Origin of the sequence: Algibacter sp. TI.3.09 (genome assembly GCF_038154905.1) — a bacterium.
Classification (GTDB): Bacteria; Bacteroidota; Bacteroidia; order Flavobacteriales; family Flavobacteriaceae; genus Algibacter.
On sequence record NZ_JBAKAN010000001.1, the window covers coordinates 1407746 to 1426034 of the forward strand.

Annotated in this window: 17 protein-coding genes; 7 read left to right on the forward strand and 10 right to left on the reverse strand. The window is 32.1% G+C overall.

The window, feature by feature from the left end; genetic code table 11:
* Window positions 1–168: 168 nt before the first annotated feature.
* The 5 genes from V6246_RS05505 to V6246_RS05525 all read right to left on the reverse strand — a co-directional run bounded on the left by V6246_RS05505 (window position 169) and on the right by V6246_RS05525 (window position 7426).
* A complete protein-coding gene (locus V6246_RS05505) occupies window positions 169–2421 on the reverse strand; it encodes a tetratricopeptide repeat protein (protein ID WP_341559486.1) in 2253 nt (750 codons plus the stop codon).
* A 147-nt stretch (window positions 2422–2568) separates the two neighbouring features.
* A complete protein-coding gene (locus V6246_RS05510; RefSeq protein WP_341559488.1) occupies window positions 2569–3864 on the reverse strand; it encodes a family 43 glycosylhydrolase in 1296 nt (431 codons plus the stop codon).
* A 249-nt stretch (window positions 3865–4113) separates the two neighbouring features.
* Window positions 4114–4806: a response regulator gene (locus tag V6246_RS05515; RefSeq protein WP_341559490.1), complete on the reverse strand. Its 693-nt coding sequence runs from the start codon at window positions 4804–4806 to the stop codon at window positions 4114–4116.
* Complete coding sequence (locus V6246_RS05520) at window positions 4778–6403, reverse strand: tetratricopeptide repeat-containing sensor histidine kinase (protein ID WP_341559491.1); 1626 nt, start codon at window positions 6401–6403, stop codon at window positions 4778–4780. The genes V6246_RS05515 and V6246_RS05520 overlap by 29 nt, the downstream gene beginning before the upstream one ends.
* Before the next feature lie 195 nt (window positions 6404–6598).
* Entirely contained in the window at window positions 6599–7426 is an 828-nt protein-coding gene (locus V6246_RS05525) for a universal stress protein (RefSeq protein WP_341559493.1), read from the reverse strand.
* 593 nt (window positions 7427–8019) lie between these two features.
* Between V6246_RS05525 and V6246_RS05530 the strand changes: the two genes are divergently transcribed.
* The 6 genes from V6246_RS05530 to V6246_RS05555 all read left to right on the forward strand — a co-directional run bounded on the left by V6246_RS05530 (window position 8020) and on the right by V6246_RS05555 (window position 11710).
* The gene (locus tag V6246_RS05530; RefSeq protein WP_341559495.1) at window positions 8020–8886 is read left to right on the forward strand and encodes a universal stress protein; all 867 of its coding nucleotides are present in this window, start codon (window positions 8020–8022) and stop codon (window positions 8884–8886) included.
* Window positions 8887–9157: 271 nt separating this feature from the next.
* Complete coding sequence (locus V6246_RS05535) at window positions 9158–9499, forward strand: rhodanese-like domain-containing protein (RefSeq protein ID WP_341559497.1); 342 nt, start codon at window positions 9158–9160, stop codon at window positions 9497–9499.
* A 29-nt stretch (window positions 9500–9528) separates the two neighbouring features.
* Entirely contained in the window at window positions 9529–9798 is a 270-nt protein-coding gene (locus V6246_RS05540; RefSeq protein WP_341559498.1) for a heavy-metal-associated domain-containing protein, read from the forward strand.
* 10 nt (window positions 9799–9808) lie between these two features.
* Entirely contained in the window at window positions 9809–10813 is a 1005-nt protein-coding gene (locus V6246_RS05545; protein WP_341559500.1) for a c-type heme family protein, read from the forward strand.
* A 13-nt stretch (window positions 10814–10826) separates the two neighbouring features.
* Window positions 10827–11123 (forward strand): thioredoxin, encoded by a 297-nt coding sequence (trxA, locus tag V6246_RS05550; RefSeq protein ID WP_159020959.1) that lies wholly within the window; start codon window positions 10827–10829, stop codon window positions 11121–11123.
* Window positions 11123–11710, forward strand: coding sequence for a methyltransferase domain-containing protein (locus V6246_RS05555; RefSeq protein WP_341559501.1), 588 nt, complete (start codon window positions 11123–11125; stop codon window positions 11708–11710). The genes trxA and V6246_RS05555 overlap by 1 nt, the downstream gene beginning before the upstream one ends.
* A gap of 51 nt (window positions 11711–11761) precedes the next feature.
* Here the strand turns inward: V6246_RS05555 and pncA are convergent, their stop codons facing one another.
* The 5 genes from pncA to V6246_RS05580 form a co-directional block, all read right to left on the reverse strand.
* Entirely contained in the window at window positions 11762–12367 is a 606-nt protein-coding gene (pncA, locus tag V6246_RS05560) for a bifunctional nicotinamidase/pyrazinamidase (protein ID WP_341559503.1), read from the reverse strand.
* A 73-nt stretch (window positions 12368–12440) separates the two neighbouring features.
* A complete protein-coding gene (locus V6246_RS05565) occupies window positions 12441–13838 on the reverse strand; it encodes a nicotinate phosphoribosyltransferase (protein ID WP_341559505.1) in 1398 nt (465 codons plus the stop codon).
* Window positions 13839–13963: 125 nt separating this feature from the next.
* Window positions 13964–14962, reverse strand: coding sequence for a metal-dependent hydrolase (locus V6246_RS05570; RefSeq protein WP_341559507.1), 999 nt, complete (start codon window positions 14960–14962; stop codon window positions 13964–13966).
* A gap of 66 nt (window positions 14963–15028) precedes the next feature.
* Window positions 15029–16552, reverse strand: coding sequence for a sulfatase-like hydrolase/transferase (locus V6246_RS05575; RefSeq protein WP_341559509.1), 1524 nt, complete (start codon window positions 16550–16552; stop codon window positions 15029–15031).
* Window positions 16553–16848: 296 nt separating this feature from the next.
* On the reverse strand, window positions 16849–17700 hold the full coding sequence (locus tag V6246_RS05580; RefSeq protein ID WP_341559511.1) for a DUF2911 domain-containing protein: 852 nt from the start codon (window positions 17698–17700) through the stop codon (window positions 16849–16851).
* A 325-nt stretch (window positions 17701–18025) separates the two neighbouring features.
* Here V6246_RS05580 and V6246_RS05585 point away from each other — a divergent pair, with 325 nt between their 5' ends.
* Window positions 18026–18241 (forward strand): hypothetical protein, encoded by a 216-nt coding sequence (locus V6246_RS05585; protein WP_042498369.1) that lies wholly within the window; start codon window positions 18026–18028, stop codon window positions 18239–18241.
* Window positions 18242–18289 lie beyond the last annotated feature (48 nt).

Genomic DNA, 18289 nt, shown 5'->3' on the forward strand with positions numbered 1-18289 from the left:
TGTCTTCAAAAACAAAAATCTAAAAGATGATAATTATCATAAAGTTTTCAGTAAAATTTTTCAACACCCTTATTTTTAAAACATTACAAAACAAGAACAGATGAAAAGTTAACAATTAATTTAAATTTATCAAAAAACAACAAAAACACCTTAACTCCCTAAACAAGGCTAATTAGCTCTATTTAATTGATTATAGAAACCTGTATATTGTGGGTTATTTGGAAATAATTGTACCAATTTAGAAGCAATATTTATTGCCTTATTTCTTTGATTTCCTTTGTTATAAATATAAGCGAGCACATAGAGCAAACTCTCATTGTTAGTATCTAATTTTAAACCTTGTGCTGCTATTTTTTCAGCTTGTTCTAAATTATTCACTTTATCGTAGAGTAAACTTAAATTATAATAAAACCTAATATTTTCCGGACCATGCTTTATAGCTAAATTCATTTGTTCTATAGCATCGTCTATTCTATTTAATTCGGCCAATAGTAATGCATACGAATAATACGTTACTGCATAATCAGGTTCTAATTCTATAATTTTTTCATAAGCTTCTTCAGCTTTTAGAAAATCGTTATTTCTGTAATACAAATTAGCCAAATTGGTTCGCACAATGTTATTAATATTGTCAATTTCTAAAGCACTTTCATAACCTCGAATAGCGGCTTGTAAATCACCTTTTTGCAAGTTGTAATCTGCTCTTTTTATTCTTCCTCCAACAAAATCTGCTGTGCTACTTAATTTAGTATCGAATTCTTTCCTAACTTTTTTATATACCGCTTTGTATTCTTCTGGTATTTGAATTTCATCTAAAAAACCTAAGGTATAAAAAGCCTTAACTCTTACCGAGCGCTTATCATCTTTAAGCATTGGCAGCAAATAATTTACATATTCTTTAGAATCTACTGCCCCTAAAACATCTAAAGTTGCGCCTCTTACAAGTGCCGATTTATCATCTAAAAAACTAATTAAATTATCGACGGTATTTGCATCGAAATAATTATTTAAACCACTAACAGCAGAAGCCCTTGCAATATCTGGATACAAGGTGTCTTTGGCTAATTCTAGTAAATTATTTAACCCGTTTTCTGTACCGAATAAACCAGGAGCAAGAAGTTCTGAAAAATGTTTATAATCGGGCTCACCATATTGTTGTTTAAATTGCTCCCAAGCCCAAGCATCATCTTTATCGGCATGGCATTGCACACATGCATTAGGTGTTCCGTATTTTAAGCTTAAATCTGGTCTCGGAATTCTAAAACTGTGATCTCTTCTAAAATCATTTCCCATATAATATTTACCCGTCATGTGACAATTAATGCATTTTGCCCCTTCGGAATTATTTGAATGAAAATGATGGCTAGGCGTATTGTAAGTTTCCGGAACATGGCATTGTGCACATAGATTATTGTCTTCAAATTTAAGCTCTAATGAATGTGCATCATGACAATTAATACAGGTTACACCGCTGTGATACATTTTACTTTGTACAAAGGAACCGTAAACATAATCTTCATCTAAAATTTGACCATCTGGATGATAAGTTCTTTGATTAATTAACTCCGGAAAGTAATGATCCAACATGGTGCCTTCAAAGTTAAAATACTCGGACACCTGTTCTCTCCGCATATGGCATCGTGCACATTGATCTACTAAATCTTTTGGAGCCGTGCCAACCGACATTTTTAAATCTCCCGTAAACTTATAGTCTTTTCCTTTTAAATTAGCTTGCTCCACATGGGTTTTCCCTGGCCCATGGCAGGCTTCGCAACTCACGTTAATTATGGCGTATTTAGTATCATAACTATGCGACTCGAAATCGTAATTTTTTCTAACATTTGTGGAATGACAATCGGAACACATATTGTTCCAATTCAATCCGCCTCTAGACCAATGCAACCACTCGGAATGGACAACTTTAAAGTCTGGGTACAAATCGAACCACTTATCTTTTTCGGTATCCCAAGCCGTTCTTAAGCATTGATAATGCCCGTTTGGAAACTGAACGATATACTGTTGTAAAGGTGTAACACCAAAAGTGTATACTATTTTATAATCTTGATAAGTGCCTTCAGGACCTTCAGTATTAACAAAAAAATCAGTTCCTTTTTTATAAAAATGAGACGTAACCCCTTGGCTTTTAAATTTTACATTATTGAAATTTCCCAAAACACTAGAATCTGAAACCACTTGCATGGCCTTGTCATGATGAGATCCTTGCCACAATTTAAATTGATTGGCATGGCATGCTTTACAACTTTGATCTCCTAAAAAATGATTGTCTGGAATTTGAGCTGTTGATACAAAAATATTATCTATTTCACCTGAAGTTGCTACATATTCCGATGTTTTTTCTTTACAAGAAAACAACGTAAAAATGACCAATAAAACAGCACTTGCTATGTTTGTAAATTTCAATATTACATAATTTTAAGCTCTAAAATTAAGTGAATTTTAGAGCGAAAAACCTAAATAATATCATGTTTTAAAAGAAGATATTTTCTTAAACTAAATTTTTAAACGGAGATTATTAAATGCAATTTCAATTCTGATTAAACAATTATTTTATTCTTCAAATTTAAAATAATCTAGTTCTGCTTTAAATGCTTTATTTCCGGAAAACCTCAGGTATATATCCTTTTTACCTTTCATTTTTTTTATGATTGAAAGAAGTTCTTGTGGCTCTTCATTTTTGGTAGATTCCAATTCAATTTGCCCGATTATAGAACCCGAAATACTATTTTCGCGTATTTCAATATTCCCTTTACCTTGGATGTTCTTTAAAGTAACTTTAATTTTTGATACCTTGTTTGAAAAGTTCACATTTGCAAATTTTACCCAAGCTCCATTTTTAATATTAGACAACCAAAAACCTCCATCTCGAGTTCCTTTTTTCTCAACACCTTCAGATTTATCATAAAACCATTCGGCTTCAATTTTATTCCAAGACGCATCATATTGACCTACTCCATTTTTAAAATGTTCATCTAAAAACTTAGTATCTGTAACAATATCTCCATTATCCGCAATATGACAATAGGAGATAATAGTTTCTCTAAATTTAAAGCCATTTTCAATATAATAACACCAAATATGATAAAACTGACCTTTCCACCAGAAGAAACTTCCGTGTGCAAATTCATCTAGATGATGCCCTTTTCCAAAAGCTCCAGAACTTTTATAAGGTCCGTAAATATTTTTGGATGTAGCATACTCGCGTCCCCAACTTAAGTAATAAGTGTCTTTATGTTTAAACAAATAATTTTTATCCATCCATTCTGGCGCTTGCTCCCAAGACTCACCATTTATTATAATAGGTTTAGGTGCTTCAACAGTAGAAATCATATCATTATTTAGTTCCGCAATGTAATATGCATCCGATTTATCTCCATAAATAATATATGGTGTTTTGTTCTCATTATCGTCAATAAAAATTGTGGGATCGTGCATTGGAGAAACCAGTGGTTTCCCTAAAGCATCTGTAAACGGACCGGTTGGTTTATTGGCACTCATAACACCAATACCCCGCTTTCTATCGGAAAAATAGAAATAATATTTACCATTTCTAGTTGCCGCATCGCTGGCCCAGCAATCGGTACTATTATCGGCCATGTAATTATGTTTAGGAGAAATAGCTTGTTCCATTTTCCAATCTAATAGATTAGTAGAGGAGAAAACCCGCCAATCTTTCATATCCCATATTTTATCTGTCGGATTTGAATCGTGTCCACTATACAAATAAATAGTATCATTAAACACCCGAATGTGAGGATCGGATACACCTTGTGCTTTCGTTATTGGGTTTTGGGCATTCCCTAGTAATGAAAACATAATAGATAATAACAGAAATGGTTTTAACATGGTGTTTTGGTCTAGTTGTGGTTTGCGAATATAACAAATAAGCAAAAACAGAAGGACCTCATTCATAAAAAGGAAAGGCGCTTTAACGGAGACAAAATTTTATTAATTTAAAAAAAAAACCAAAAAAAAACTCTGTGCCCTAACAACACAGAGTTTAAAAGCTCCCTACAGCTTTATTAATAGCTATTACAAAAATACTACTACTGTAGGGTTAATCTTTACGGGTTTCCGTAAAAGCCCTATTTTTTTTTAAATTAATCCTAAATCTTTAGCTATGGCTATTAAATGTATGGTGTTTTTCGAGTTTAATTGAATTTTAAGTTTGTTCAATCTTTTTTCAATAGAGCTTAAACTAGATGCCGAAGCTCCTTTTTCTTTAAAAATAGCACTTATTTCTTCTTGAGATTTACCTATTGAGATATTACGGAGTAATTCAACATCAAAAATATCTATTTCTAAATTAGATTTATTGTCTAAAGCCTTGGCTATTTTGGGTGAAAAATACCGTTTACCTTCGTACACACTTTGTACCGCTTGAGAGAGCTCGCTAACGCCATTACGTCCTTTACAAACATAAGCGTTTATACCTAAAGCCACTAAGCGTCTAACTTGTTGTAATCTATCGTCTACAGAGTAAGCTATAACATTTACTTCTGGATGTTTTTTTCTAACCAATGTTATCAAATCTTCACCCGATTTTAATTTTTGCTCTCTATGGTCGCATATAAAAGATAAATCTGTGATAAGTAAATCGAAGGGTTCGTTATCTAATTTTGCTTTTTTTATTTTTAAATAAGCTTCATCGCAATATTGAACTTTAGAAACATTTTCTATATTCAAATTTTTCAAAATTGTAGAAACCCCTTGGTTTATAATCCCCAGATCATCCGAAATTAAAACTTTATGAAACATACTATATCCGTGCGTTAACTTTAAACCCATTACCTATTTTGGTGCTAAATATAACGGTTCCTCTTAATGCATGAATACGGGTTTCCACATTCTCAAGACCACCAAGTCTATTTAACTCGGCTCCCACCCCATTATCCATATAGTTTATCTCTAAAATATTTTTATTTTTTTTAAAAGAAATAGATACAAGAGTGGCTTCACTATGCTTTTTCATGTTAGTCATAAGCTCTTGCAGCACCCGATAAATGGTCGTTTTTTTAATTTCAGAAATAGTATCCCAGTTTATATCCATTAAACCTCTGGTAATAATAACCAAACCTTCCGTTTCGTAAACCAATAATAAATCGTTTAAAACAAAACTAAAATTAGTTTCCAAATCAATGGTTCCACTTTCTCGTGATATATCTCTAGTTTTATTATAAATATGTTCTAACTCATCTAGAAGTTCTTCCTTTTCACTACTTTCTTCATACTGAAGCCTTGTCATAACTTGGTATACATCATTAGCAACCTCATCGTGCACTTTTTTAGAAATTCGTTTTTCGGTAACATAAACTTCCCTAACGCGATCTTCTCTGTGTTTTGATTTTAATGCAATAAATATTAAAATAGACAATATAATAACCAACACCCATAGTGTTAAGTATAGCCATTTATAGGTTATTTCTTTTTCTTTTTCAAACTCACTCACTAAAAGCTTAGTTTCATTTTCTTCTAGCAATTGTTCGTTTCTACTTAAATTATATTTTATGGCTGCAAATTTATTTTCTCTAAGCTGTTTTTCGCTTATTAGCTGTTTATTTAAATCGATATATTTTTTAAAATCAGAATTATTTTCAAGGTTTAGTTTTAAAGCTAAAGCTTCGAGTTGATAAGCTGGTGTTTGGATACTATCGGAAAGTGATTTTACTTTATTTGCAAAATAACGCGCCTTTATTCTATTTCCCTTTTCGGAATAAAACAAAGATAAATGGCGATAACTAGAAAAGAGACCCGATAAGTCTCCCAGTTCTAACCTCAATTTTAAAGCCTTTTCCATTTCTTTCAACGCTCTATTGTTTTTTATTTTCAGGTTGAAATATCCAAAATTATCAAAATAAGTTGCTTTAATTTCAGAGTTTTCTAAACCTGTAGCATCATCATAATATGATAACAAAGTTTGTGTTGCTTTATTGAAGTTGTTTTCGTCGGCATAGGTATTACCAATATTAGTAATAATGGCAATTTTATCTTTTGTTTCTTTATTTAATTCTAAAGCTTGATTGTAGTAACGTCTGGCATTTTCAAAATCTTCTAGTCTGCGATAAATCATACCTAATTGGTTAGATAATCGTCCTTTGGCATCATTAGATTTAGCTTTATCTTTTACAGCATCTAACAATTTTAAAGCCTTTACACTAGCAACTTCACTCTCGTAAGGAAATCCCATTTTAAATTGCCCAAGTGCTATTAATTCTAAATAATAAGCCGCTTTAATACTATTACCAGCCAATAATTGCTGATCTGCTTTCTTTTGAAAAAAGCCGAAAGATTTACCTATATAGTTTACATCTTTAAGTTCGGTAATAGATTTGTAGTAGAATAATGTACTGTCTTTTTTATTCTGAGCAACCAAGTTATGGCTCACAAAACAAAAAATATTTAAGGCTACAAACCAAAAGAAAAGAAATGAAGTTTTATTGACTCTCATTCCTCAAAAATAACAACTTATTTGTTGTTACGAATAAAAATAGATATTAACTGAAAACGATTACGGAATAACAAGAAATCACCTACAGAATATTGGATTTCCAATCATATTTTATAATAATTAAATGTGTCATTATTCAGGAATAACCAAAAACGGAATTTTACAATGAAACCCGAGTTCGTTTATCACAGGTTCGTTTATTATTTTTTCAATAAAACTATGTTTATATTTCACCATAGCTAGTACATCGATATCGAGTTCTTCTATAAAATCGTTAATTTCTTTAGCTTTCTCGGCATATTTAGGCATACAATGTAAACTGAAATCATATTTTTTAAAATAAATTTTTAACATTCTTAAATTAAAACTTTGAATATTACTCAGTTCCTTTTCTTCAGTGATATGTACAATTCTAATTTTAGGTTTATACAAATCGGCTAGGCTTTTTAAAGGCTTTATCTCTTTTAGGTTATAAAACCGATTGTAATCTGTAGGGAAAGCAATTTGCTTAGGCGGAACAAAATCGAACTCTTCTGGTATCACTAATACAGGGCACGCTTTAATAGACATTATTACGTTTACTGCTTTACTTCCGAAGAAAAACTCTTTTGCGCCCGTTGCTCCTTTTGTTCCCATAACCACCAAATCTATATCGTGGGTTTCACAAGCATGGTCAACGGCTTTATATAGATCTTGGGTACTTAAAATAATTTCAAATGTATGCTTTGGGTTGGGGTCGCTAGTTTCTGCCAGTTCCTTTAAATCTAAAAGTTCTTGAGTTGCTACGGTAGACATTTCTTTTATTAATCTATCTGAAAGATTGGATAGCATATTCCGCGTAAGCGCAACCGAATTTAGAAAATAAAAGGTACAGATTTCTTGTTCAAAAAAGTTGAGCGCATAAAGAGAAGCGCTCCATGCGTTATCAGAAAAATCGGTGGGCAGTAAAACTCTTCTCATACTAAAAGATTTATGCTTAAATGTAAGTATTTAGCATCAAATAAAAAATGATATCTATCAGTTTATTTGGCTTTCATCTCAAAATTATGCACAAAAAAAAGGGAACGTTTTAAACAAACACTCCCCTTTTTACACATTACTGAGATAATGCGAACTAACCAACTATAACTTTACTAAGAAACAGGATTTTAAAACTCCTATTTCATTTTTTTTGAACTGCTTGATTACATTTGTTAACTCTCACTAAAACCTAATACACCTTATTGAACGTTATTAAGTATTAAGAAAACAAACCTCATCTAGCAATCCATAGTAGTCTAAATACGTTATAAAATTTATGACTACTGATTTTTAAAGAACGTACAATTATACTGCTAAATTACTGTCTAAACCCGTAGTAAAACATGACAAATATCAGTTTTGAAAAATAAATTTATTTTTTTGTTTTCACTTTCATATTCAACGTGTTTTTATAAGAACTAAAACTAACACATCTATAGATATACATGTACCTCACTTTTAGATAACATGATAAATATCATTTTTTAAAGCAATGAAAATCAATAACTTTAAGATGTTAAAAACCCAAGATTATGAAAACTATTCTATACGCCACAGATTGTACTAAAAACGATGCTTCTGCATTAAAATATGCTTATCGTTTTAGCTACATAATGAAAGCCGATTTACACGTTTTACACGTTTACGATTTTCCTCCTATTCATCTTTCCGTTATTCAACCTATTGAAAAATTACAGCATCGAATGAAGGAAGAAAAAAGAGATATTGCTAAGAAATTCTGCGAAATACACCTTAAAAATGAATTTCGAGAAACACCAATAAAAATTCATGCTGTTGAGAATGCTTCAGTAGAAGATGCTATTATTGATACTGCTAAAAAATTATCTCCAGACCTTGTTATTTTAGGTATGAAAGATGACCATAGCCACCGCGGGTTTTTCGCAAGCAATATAGCTAACGAATTATTAGATCGTGTTAATTTCCCGGTTATGATGATTCCGAACGGTATAGATTACACCTGTATTTCTACTATTGTTTATGCCACAGATTTTGAACAACAAGACATTATTCCTATAAAAAAACTTATAGAAATTGTTCGTCCATTTGAAGCTCTTATAGAGATAGTACATATTTATCATACAGATACTACAACTGCTAGAGAAAGAATGGAACAATTTAAAAACATGCTCTTGGAACAAGTCTCTTATGAAGATATAACGTTTAAAACCATAGCTTCCGATAAAATAAAATCGGGTATTATAAGCGTTATAAATAGTGAAAATGCCAGCATGCTAGCCATGTTAGAACGTAAGCATGAATTTAGATTAGATAATCCATTTCGTAAAGATTTGGTAAAAGAAATAAAAACCAGAGTAGATATACCTGTTATTGCTTTTAGCAAGCGAAATACCAAAACAAAAGAGGCTGTTATCGCCTAATTGATCAATATATAGTAACCCCTTTTTCTTTTAAAGACTTCTGCTATAGAATACCTATAGCAGATGTTTTTAAATATCTTTTTTCTTATACATTTTAAACTATTTAAACCTGAATTTAAATGGTAAATAAACTAGTCTCTAAATCTAGTTGCACAAACTTCTAAATCAACACGTCTCAATACACTCAATGTAACAAAGGTTACTAACTAAACTTGCCTAATAGATTAATTTTACTCCATTATACCGTTAATAATAGAAACAAATTAAAGTTATGTCAATATTTTCAACACTATTTTGCTCTAAATCCGACAAGGATAACATCATTAAAGTTTTAGATATTTTAGAGTTTAAAGCACAAACGCAAAGTAAAAATGTGCAATTAGTAGATGTAAGAACTCCTGAGGAATTTAATTTTGGACACATTCAAAATGCTATAAATATAGACTCATCATCAGAAGAATTGAATTTAGAGTTTAGTGCATTAAACAAAAACGAAGCCGTATATGTTTATTGCAGAAGTGGTGCTCGAAGCAGGAGATGTGCTAACAAATTAGCAGGTATGGGTTTTATGGAAATCTACGATTTAAAAGGAGGCATATTAAACTACAAATAAACCCACATGGTTCAAAAACATATAAAAAAATGAAAACATCAATAATAGTACAAAATTTAAAATGTGGTGGCTGTGTACACACAATCACATCAAAATTAGCAGAAATTGAAAACATTACAAATATTATTGTGCATACCGATGATAGTAAAGTTTCATTCAATTACATAAACGAAGACGATGCTTTTGCCGTAATAGACAAACTAAAATCATTAGGCTACCCATCTATAGACGGCCATAACAACCTAGTAACCAAAGCAAAATCTTTTGTGAGTTGCGCAACAGGTAAATTTTCTAAATAAAGCGATTAACATGAAACGTTTACTAGTCTTTTCTTTACTTGCAATGTTATTTTTTAGTTGTAATAATTCTAAAAACAAAACATACTCTGCTTTCGATGAAGCCAGGGAATCTAACAATCATCCAGGAAAAAAGCTAATGGAAAACAATTGTTACGCCTGCCATAGTCCGTCTGCTAATGAACAAAATAGGATTGGCCCACCAATGATTGCTATAAAAAAACGTTACATCAATAGTGAAACAACAAAGGCAGAGTTTATCGAAAGCATGCAAGCTTGGGTTAAAAATCCAAACACCGAAGATGCTAAAATGTTTGGTGCCGTAAAACGTTTTGGGGTTATGCCAAAATTATCTTTTCCAGAAGAAACAATCGCACAAATAACCGATTATATGTATGATTTTGATATTGAACAACCCGATTGGTTTAAAACCCATTTTAATGAACAAAAAGGTAATAAGCGTCCTCAAGGCATGCGCAAGCGTAACGCACAAAGTATGGGGAAACAATTTCAAAACACCTCTACAGATACGCTAACTTATGCCCAGCGTGGTTTAAAATATGTCTTAGCTACTCAGGCTATTTTAGGTAAAAATTTAATGGGAACCATACAGGAAAAAGGCACACTAGAAGCCGTCGCTTTTTGTAACATAAAAGCCTACCCACTAACCGATAGTATGGCGGTAGCGCAAAACGCTATAATTAAACGCGTTTCCGATAAACCTAGAAATCAAAATAATCAAGCAAATAAAAAAGAATTAACGTATATTAAGGCCTTTAAAAACGATATTAAAAATAATATAGAACCAAAACCCATAGTAGATTTAACAGATAGTAAAGTACAGGTGTACTACCCTATTTCTACAAATACCATGTGCTTGCAATGTCACGGAAAACCAAATAGCGACATTCAAAAACCCGTATTATTAAAACTAAATAATTTGTACCCGCAGGATAAAGCCATAGGGTATCAAATTAATGAAATTAGAGGTGTTTGGAATATTACTTTTGATAAATAAAACAAAGTAAGGTATGAATAAATTTTCAGAATTAATAAACCAAGAAACTCCAGTATTAGTAGACTTTTATGCCGAATGGTGCGGCCCATGTAAAATGATGACCCCTATATTAAAAGATGTAAAGGATAATTTAAAAAACAGAGTTTCTATTATTAAAATTGATGTTGATAAAAATAAAGCCATTGCTGAAAAATACCAAGTAAGAGGTGTGCCTACTATGCTTTTGTTTAAAAGAGGAAAACAAGTTTGGAGACAATCTGGTGTACTTCAAAAAAGCGAACTTATTAATGTTATTACCGCATCGTATTAATGGATTTAACCGAGAGTTTCTGGGATAACAGATACAAGTTACATGATACAGGTTGGGATTTAGGTGAAATATCTCCGCCGTTGAAAGCTTATTTCGATGGTTTAACTAATAAAGATTTAAGAATTTTAATTCCGGGTGGTGGTAATTCTCATGAAGCCGAATATTTACACAACAAAGGTTTTAAGCACGTTTACGTTATAGATTTATCGAAAACGGCTTTAGAAAATTTAAAATTAAGAGTTTCTACTTTTCCTGAAGACCATCTAATTCATGGTGATTATTTCGATATTGATATGGTATTTGATATCATTATGGAACAAACTTTTTTCTGTGCTATAAATCCAAATTTAAGACACGCTTACGCGGAAAAAGCCTTTAACCTTCTAAACCAAACGGGACAGATTGTAGGTTTGTTATTCGATGCACATTTAAATGAAACGCGCCCGCCTTTTGGTGGTTCTAAAGCTGAATATTTAGACTATTTCAAACCTTATTTTGATGTTTCATTGATGGATGCATGCTATAATTCTCATCAAACAAGATCAGGAAGAGAATTATTTATCAGGCTCAAAAAACTTGATCATTAAATTTATAAGAAATTCTAAAAAATCTATAAGTATTCTTCAGAATAAAAAGATTTAAATAATTTCAGAATTTATAATTTTCACGCCCATAGCAATCATTTTTTCCTTTATAGCTACAAACCCTTCATTATCGAGTGCTTTGGAAGCATCTTCAATAAAAAAGCAATCAAATCCAGTTTCTACAGCATCATAAATAGAAAAATAAACACAAATATCCGATGCTAATCCACATAAGTAAAGTTCTGTAGTGCCCTTTTCCTTTAAATAACCTGCTAAGCCAGTCGATTTTAAATGTCCGTTGTCATAAAAAGCGCTGTAACTATCAATACTTTTATCTGTTCCTTTTCTAAAAATAGCTTCATAACTTTTAGTCTTTAAATCGGCATGAAGTTCTGCGCCTAAAGAACCTTGCACGCAATGTACAGGCCATAAGGTTTGTGGTTTTCCATGAACTTCAATTTCATCAAAATTAGATTTCCCTTCATGATTAGCTGCAAAACTAATATGATTTTCTGGATGCCAATCTTGCGTAGCCACAACCAAATCGAAATGATTTTGAATGCTATTAATTACAGGTACAATGTGATTACCTTCCGGAACGGGAAGCGATCCGCCAGGCATAAAATCGTTTTGTACATCAATTATTAGAAGCGTTTTCATAATATAACTTTTTATTATCGATTGTTTGAAAAGAACAAAAACTCTGTATCGCTTTTAATCTCTTCTGCTCAATTTATATTTTATGTTCTTTTATTAAAGCATCGCGTTCTTCTTTAAGCGAAGGACTTAAACCTATTTTGTAAATATGCGGATTTTGAAAACGTTTATATTCATTAGGGAGTTGCTCTAAACGAGATTGAGAATATTTTGAAATTTCGGTAACCGTACGTGTTGGCACTACTCTTTTTCCCTCTTCCATAACCATTTCTAAAAGTGGTTCGTGTTTAAATGGACTCAAATCTAATTTTTTAGTAATATCAAAAGGATGTTCCATTTGTGAAACCTCATCTTCAATAAAAAGTCCGATAGCATCTGCTCCATAAAACATATCATTAGCATCTACCATACGGTAAACTTGCTTTTTGAAAGGCAATGAAACCTTTATAATATTTTCAGAAAGTTTAATTCTTGGTGTTCCATTATATTCCGATAATTTATAAACGCCATCCAAAGCAGCATCTGGTTTTCCGGTAACTAAATTGGTGCCAACTCCAAAAATATCAATTGGAGCTCCTTGTTCCTTCAAACTTTTAATAACATATTCATCTAACTGATTAGACGCTACAATTTTTACATACTCCAAGTTAGCTTCATCTAAAATTGTTCTTGTTTTTTTTGATAAGTATGCTAAATCACCACTATCCAATCGTACGCCTAACAATTTATCACCTCGTTCTTCCATTTCTTTGGCGACTTTAATCGCATTTGGAAGCCCTAGTTTAAGCGTATTATAGGTATCTATTAAAAGTACACAGTTTTCTGGACGCACTTTTGCAAAGTCTCTAAAAGCTTCTAATTCGTCCTCGTAACTTTGAATAAACGAGTGTGCCATAGTACCCGACGATGGAATATTATAATCTTCAGCCGCTTTTACGTTACTCGTGCTATCAAAACCACCAATAGCAGCTGCTCGAGAAGCATAATAACCACCCGTGGCATGAGCGCGACGTAAGCCCATATCTAATAGAATTTCATCTTTAGCACTACGCCTAATTCTACTCGCCTTAGTTGCAATTAAAGTTTGAAAATTGAGAATATTAAGTAAAACGGTTTCTATAATTTGAGCCTCAATAATATTAGCTTCCACCTGTAATATTGGGCGATTAGGAAATACAACATCACCTTCTTTACTAGAACGAATGTTTCCCCTAAATCTAAAGTTTTTCAAATACTCTAAGAATTCATTTTCAAATCCTTTTTCTTTTAGATATGAAATATCTGAATCTGAGAATTTCAAAGTTTCAAGAATATCCAATACATCTTCCAATCCAGCAAAAATGGAATAGCCACTATTGTATGGATTATGTCGATAATAATAATCGAATACCGCTCGTCCATCGGGTTTGGTTTCAAAATAGACTTGAGCCATTGTGATTTGGTATAGATCGGTGTATGCAGCAGTAATATTCATGAGATTTTTAATTTTGATTGACAAGATATTCAAAATAGGAAAGATTTCTTATATCAAACGCGAAAGAAATTAACTGAAAAAGATTTACACAAAAAAATGGTGATGTTTTACTTAGAAAACCGAAATTAATTTCCTTTTAATCGTTGCCATAATTCAGAAATCAGCTTTTTTCCATCACGATTATCTTTAGGTTCTTCAGTAAAAGTAACCTTTCCTGAAACATCAACGTCCATTCTATATTTAAATACAAAATTTTCAGCCTTGGGCGTTAAACTCAATAACCCAAACCGTAAATCATTAAAATAAAGTACATTATCTTTTTTATTTATAGTGTACCAGCCTTCGGAAATAGCGATCATACGTTTTACACTTTCGTCTTCAACAAGATTACCTAATAATTCATGATTTTTAGGATAACTTTCAAAATTGATGGGTTGTGTGTCAAAAAACGAATAATTAGCAAGTAAATAAGCGTCTTCCGTTTGCACATTTGCACTCCAAAGTATCGTATTTAAAGGCGAAGGTCTGGTATCAATTTCTAAATATGTAATGTTTTGATTATTTAAAGCAGCCTCAAATTTAGTGTAAGAAGCCCATTTTAAAAGCAAAGTTATCGCTAAATAACATGTGCTTAAAATTAAGCCCATGTTGTTATAAAAGCGTCGTTTTTTGGTGGTACGCTTTTGGCGCATAGCCAAAATTAAAAAGACTAAAAAAGGTAAGGTGTATAACGGATCGATAACAAATATATTCTTGAAAGCCAAACGTAAATCGAAAGGCCAAAACAACTGAGTTCCCCATGTGGTATGTGCATCTAAAATAGGATGCGTAACAAACGACCAAAAGAACAACCAAGACCAATCTTTAAAATTCTTATACGTTTCATACCTAGAAACAAGCCACCCGAAAATAGGAGCAAAAAGTACGGAAAACACAATAGAATGTGTAAATCCGCGATGTATGGCAAGAGCAGAAACTGTGTCTGTAAAAAATGAGGCAAACACATCTAAATCTGGAATAGTACCCGCGATAGCACCATAAAGCATAGCTTTATTTCCAACTTTTCGACCTAAAACAGCCTCGCCTATAGCAGCTCCTAATACAATTTGAGTTAATGAATCCATATAGGTTTTAAAAGTAAATTAATTATAAAAATGGTTGAGGGTTTACACTTAAAGAGTTTTACCGGTCTACTTCTTCGACTTCTTATAAGCGGAAGCATAAGCTTTATGCCCAACTTCTACTCCATTTTGCATATCAATATAAGCCTGTGGATGCTCTTTTTTAAACCATTCCATAAAAGGTTTACCTGGCACGTCTTTAGGATGATAAATATTGTTAACAGGTATCATTTTTTCATCAAACTCTAAAGTTTTGTTTCGTAGCTTCTCAAGAATGTCTTTATAGTCTTTATTAGTCGCTAAGTTCACAAGCTGGTGAGGATCTTCTTTTAAATTATATAATTCCTCTATAGGTTTTGTAGGTTCGAAAAATGTTTTTTGATTTTCATTCAGCCTACCATCCCTATACATTTTACGCATAATATGTACGGCTGGTCTGTAGAATTCTAAATACACTTGATGAGAGTCGAACGGCACCTCCGGCATATCATTTCTAATATATGCCCAATCACCAGACGTTATAGCTCTAGATTTCTCGTTTATCTCGTCCCATAAATCACGGGTTCCATAAGTGAATTCGCGGGTGAAATCAGGTTTAAAAATAGGTTTCCCTGTCATATAACTTGGTACATCGATACCGGCAAAATCAATAATAGTTGCCGTAATATCTGTAGCACTAACAACCTCGTTTCTAACCTGCCCAACTTTAAAATATTTTGGATAATATACTATAAAAGGAATACGCAAACCTGTATCTTGTAAATAACCTTTTCCTCTAATATTGCTACGTCCATTATCTCCTATAAAAATAACAATGGTGTTATCTGCCATATTTTTTTCTTCTAACTCCTTAAAAATCATACCAACCTCATTGTCCATATATTCAATTTGGTCTAGATATTTTGCCCAATCTAAACGTATTGCAGGATGATCTGCCAAATACGGTGGTAGAGTTACTGTTTCTGGATTAACAGGGTGTGTTGATTGTTCCCGAATACTATCCCACCAATCTCCACGGTGTGTAACCGCTAATTGAATTTGCGCAAAAAAAGGTTCGTCTTCCTTATTAAAAGTATCGTGTTTATCAAATAAACCAAATTTATCTTTACCGTTCCAAGCCCCTATAGCTTTATTTTTAAAATTAACATCGATTTTGCGACCTTTATTCATAACACCATGGTGTCCCAAAATAGTGGTGTACCCTGCGTCTCGAAGCAATTTGGTAAACGGTTTAAAATGAGAATCTAAAGGAATCTCTCTATTGCTTCTATGGTTATGTGTGTTAGATTTTAGCTGATGTACACCAACCATCATAGCAGATCGACTTGGTGAACAAATAGAGTTGGTTACAAATGCGTTATTAAACCTGACACCATCGTTAGCTATTTTGTTTAAAAAAGGAGTTTTAACATCAGGCATACCGTACACTTCCAAATCGGTACTCATATCTTCCGCCATAAGCCAAATGATATTCGGCTGTTTATTTATTACCGAAGTAACTTCTGTTAGGTCTTTAGTCTTTACTTTAGAAGTACATGAAGTAAAAGCCATTACCATAACCAAGTTTAAAACAACATTTTTAAATAATTTCATCTCTTTTTATTATGAATTTATAATTGCGTCAACTTCTTTTAAGCTATAAATACGAATATCCATATTAGAAACATAAGCTTCACAAATATTAACATAATCTCTTTAAAGTAAGTAAGAAAGTTTGTTAAAAAATGTTTTTAATATGAAGGTTCACATAATTAGTACCGATAACGAAAACAGAATTAATATGCCCAGCAACCAAAATTTTACGCATAAAAAAAACTCAACGATATGATACCGTTGAGTTTTTCAATATTATAATTTAGCCCTGATAATTAAATAACAGTAAAACTATTTTACATAGCCCCCCATTCTTTTAAAGAAGCTGTGTTCATTTTAACATAACCATCGTTACCTGCTTTTTTAGAATAAACTAATGATTCTTTTGCAGCTTTAATAGCTCCAGCTTTATCACCGTTTGCAGCATGAATTAATGCTTGTCTACGTAAGTAATAAAAACGTGGGTTATCTTTAGTCATTTCAACAGCTTTATCAATCCATTCTGTTGCTTTTTTCATGTCTTTTCCTTCTGCTAAATAATAAGCAGCAGCAGCATAATAATCTCCTTCACCAGGACCAGCCATTACTTTATCAATAGCTTTTGAAACGGTTTGCTCTGTTGGAACAGTAAATGGCAATGCGGCATAAGAGTTTTCCCAAAATAACTCAAGCTTAGCTCCATTATTGGTGATACTATTAATATCAATAGTAAATGTCTCTACAACAAAAGGAATTGGCTCTACAGCTACTTTTGCAGATGCTGCCACTTTGCTATCATCCCAATTTTGAGGTGCTCCCCAGTTGCTAGTATCGGTGTAAAAAAATAATTCCCATTCTGTAGCCGAAATTAATTTAGTAAATAAAGCATAAGTTCCTGCTTTTAAAGACTGACCCGCAACTTCAACATCATTACTAAATGTAATTTTAGTGTTCTCGTTTGCTCCTGTTCTCCAAATAGTTCCAAAACTCTCTAGGTCTCCAAAAACTTTACGTCCTTTAACTCCTGGTCTAGAATATTCTATAGTAATATCAGTTAATCCCACCTTTTGCTCAAATTTTGCTTTTGGGCTTGGTTGTGGCGTTTCAATCTGTGCGTTTACTGTGTAAACCGTAGTAAATGCTAATAAAATTAATAGTAGTTTTTTCATCTTAGTTTTGATTATTAATATGCTATAAAATTACACATCCAAAGACTGATAATTGTTAACAAAAGCTTAAAAAAATGAGATAAGTAAAAATGGGGTAAATAAGGTAAAAACTACCATTTTGATAAGTTCAAAAAACAACGCTTTTTTTTCCTAAAAAACTATAAAACGCCTTGATTTGAATATATAAACACCTCAATCATTAAAATTTAGCTAAATTTTTGCTGTAAAATCAAAAAATTTATAATATTTTATTATATTGTCGAATTGTGAATAATACACAACGTGTTTTACTCCAAGAAAATTATTAGAAAAACGATTATTATATATGGAACTAATTGAAAAAGCGGTTGAATTTGAACAACGCAAACATACTTTTAAAACTACCAGTGAACGAATAGAAGCTTCGAGAGAGGTTAAAGACCTTATTTTAAGTCTAAACGACGTATACAAGGTTGATAAAGACCAAGAAATAATGGACTTAATGAAGCGATTGACTGCAGTTAAACAAAAAATTGAAAAAAGATTAAAAGGTAGACCTTAAAAACAAGGTCTTGTTAGTATTTTTTATTGCTAGCAAAAACACTTAGGA

Excerpts from the sequence above, each read along its gene's own strand:
- V6246_RS05510 (WP_341559488.1), bottom strand. The coding sequence starts at position 3,864 with ATGTTAAAACCATTTCTGTTATTATCTATTATGTTTTCATTACTAGGG.
- V6246_RS05515 (WP_341559490.1), bottom strand. The coding sequence starts at position 4,806 with ATGGGTTTAAAGTTAACGCACGGATATAGTATGTTTCATAAAGTTTTA.
- V6246_RS05525 (WP_341559493.1), bottom strand. The coding sequence starts at position 7,426 with ATGAGAAGAGTTTTACTGCCCACCGATTTTTCTGATAACGCATGGAGC.
- V6246_RS05530 (WP_341559495.1), top strand. The coding sequence starts at position 8,020 with ATGAAAACTATTCTATACGCCACAGATTGTACTAAAAACGATGCTTCT.
- V6246_RS05535 (WP_341559497.1), top strand. The coding sequence starts at position 9,158 with ATGTCAATATTTTCAACACTATTTTGCTCTAAATCCGACAAGGATAAC.
- V6246_RS05540 (WP_341559498.1), top strand. The coding sequence starts at position 9,529 with ATGAAAACATCAATAATAGTACAAAATTTAAAATGTGGTGGCTGTGTA.
- V6246_RS05545 (WP_341559500.1), top strand. The coding sequence starts at position 9,809 with ATGAAACGTTTACTAGTCTTTTCTTTACTTGCAATGTTATTTTTTAGT.
- trxA (WP_159020959.1), top strand. The coding sequence starts at position 10,827 with ATGAATAAATTTTCAGAATTAATAAACCAAGAAACTCCAGTATTAGTA.
- V6246_RS05555 (WP_341559501.1), top strand. The coding sequence starts at position 11,123 with ATGGATTTAACCGAGAGTTTCTGGGATAACAGATACAAGTTACATGAT.
- pncA (WP_341559503.1), bottom strand. The coding sequence starts at position 12,367 with ATGAAAACGCTTCTAATAATTGATGTACAAAACGATTTTATGCCTGGC.
- V6246_RS05565 (WP_341559505.1), bottom strand. The coding sequence starts at position 13,838 with ATGAATATTACTGCTGCATACACCGATCTATACCAAATCACAATGGCT.
- V6246_RS05570 (WP_341559507.1), bottom strand. The coding sequence starts at position 14,962 with ATGGATTCATTAACTCAAATTGTATTAGGAGCTGCTATAGGCGAGGCT.
- V6246_RS05575 (WP_341559509.1), bottom strand. The coding sequence starts at position 16,552 with ATGAAATTATTTAAAAATGTTGTTTTAAACTTGGTTATGGTAATGGCT.
- V6246_RS05580 (WP_341559511.1), bottom strand. The coding sequence starts at position 17,700 with ATGAAAAAACTACTATTAATTTTATTAGCATTTACTACGGTTTACACA.
- V6246_RS05585 (WP_042498369.1), top strand. The coding sequence starts at position 18,026 with ATGGAACTAATTGAAAAAGCGGTTGAATTTGAACAACGCAAACATACT.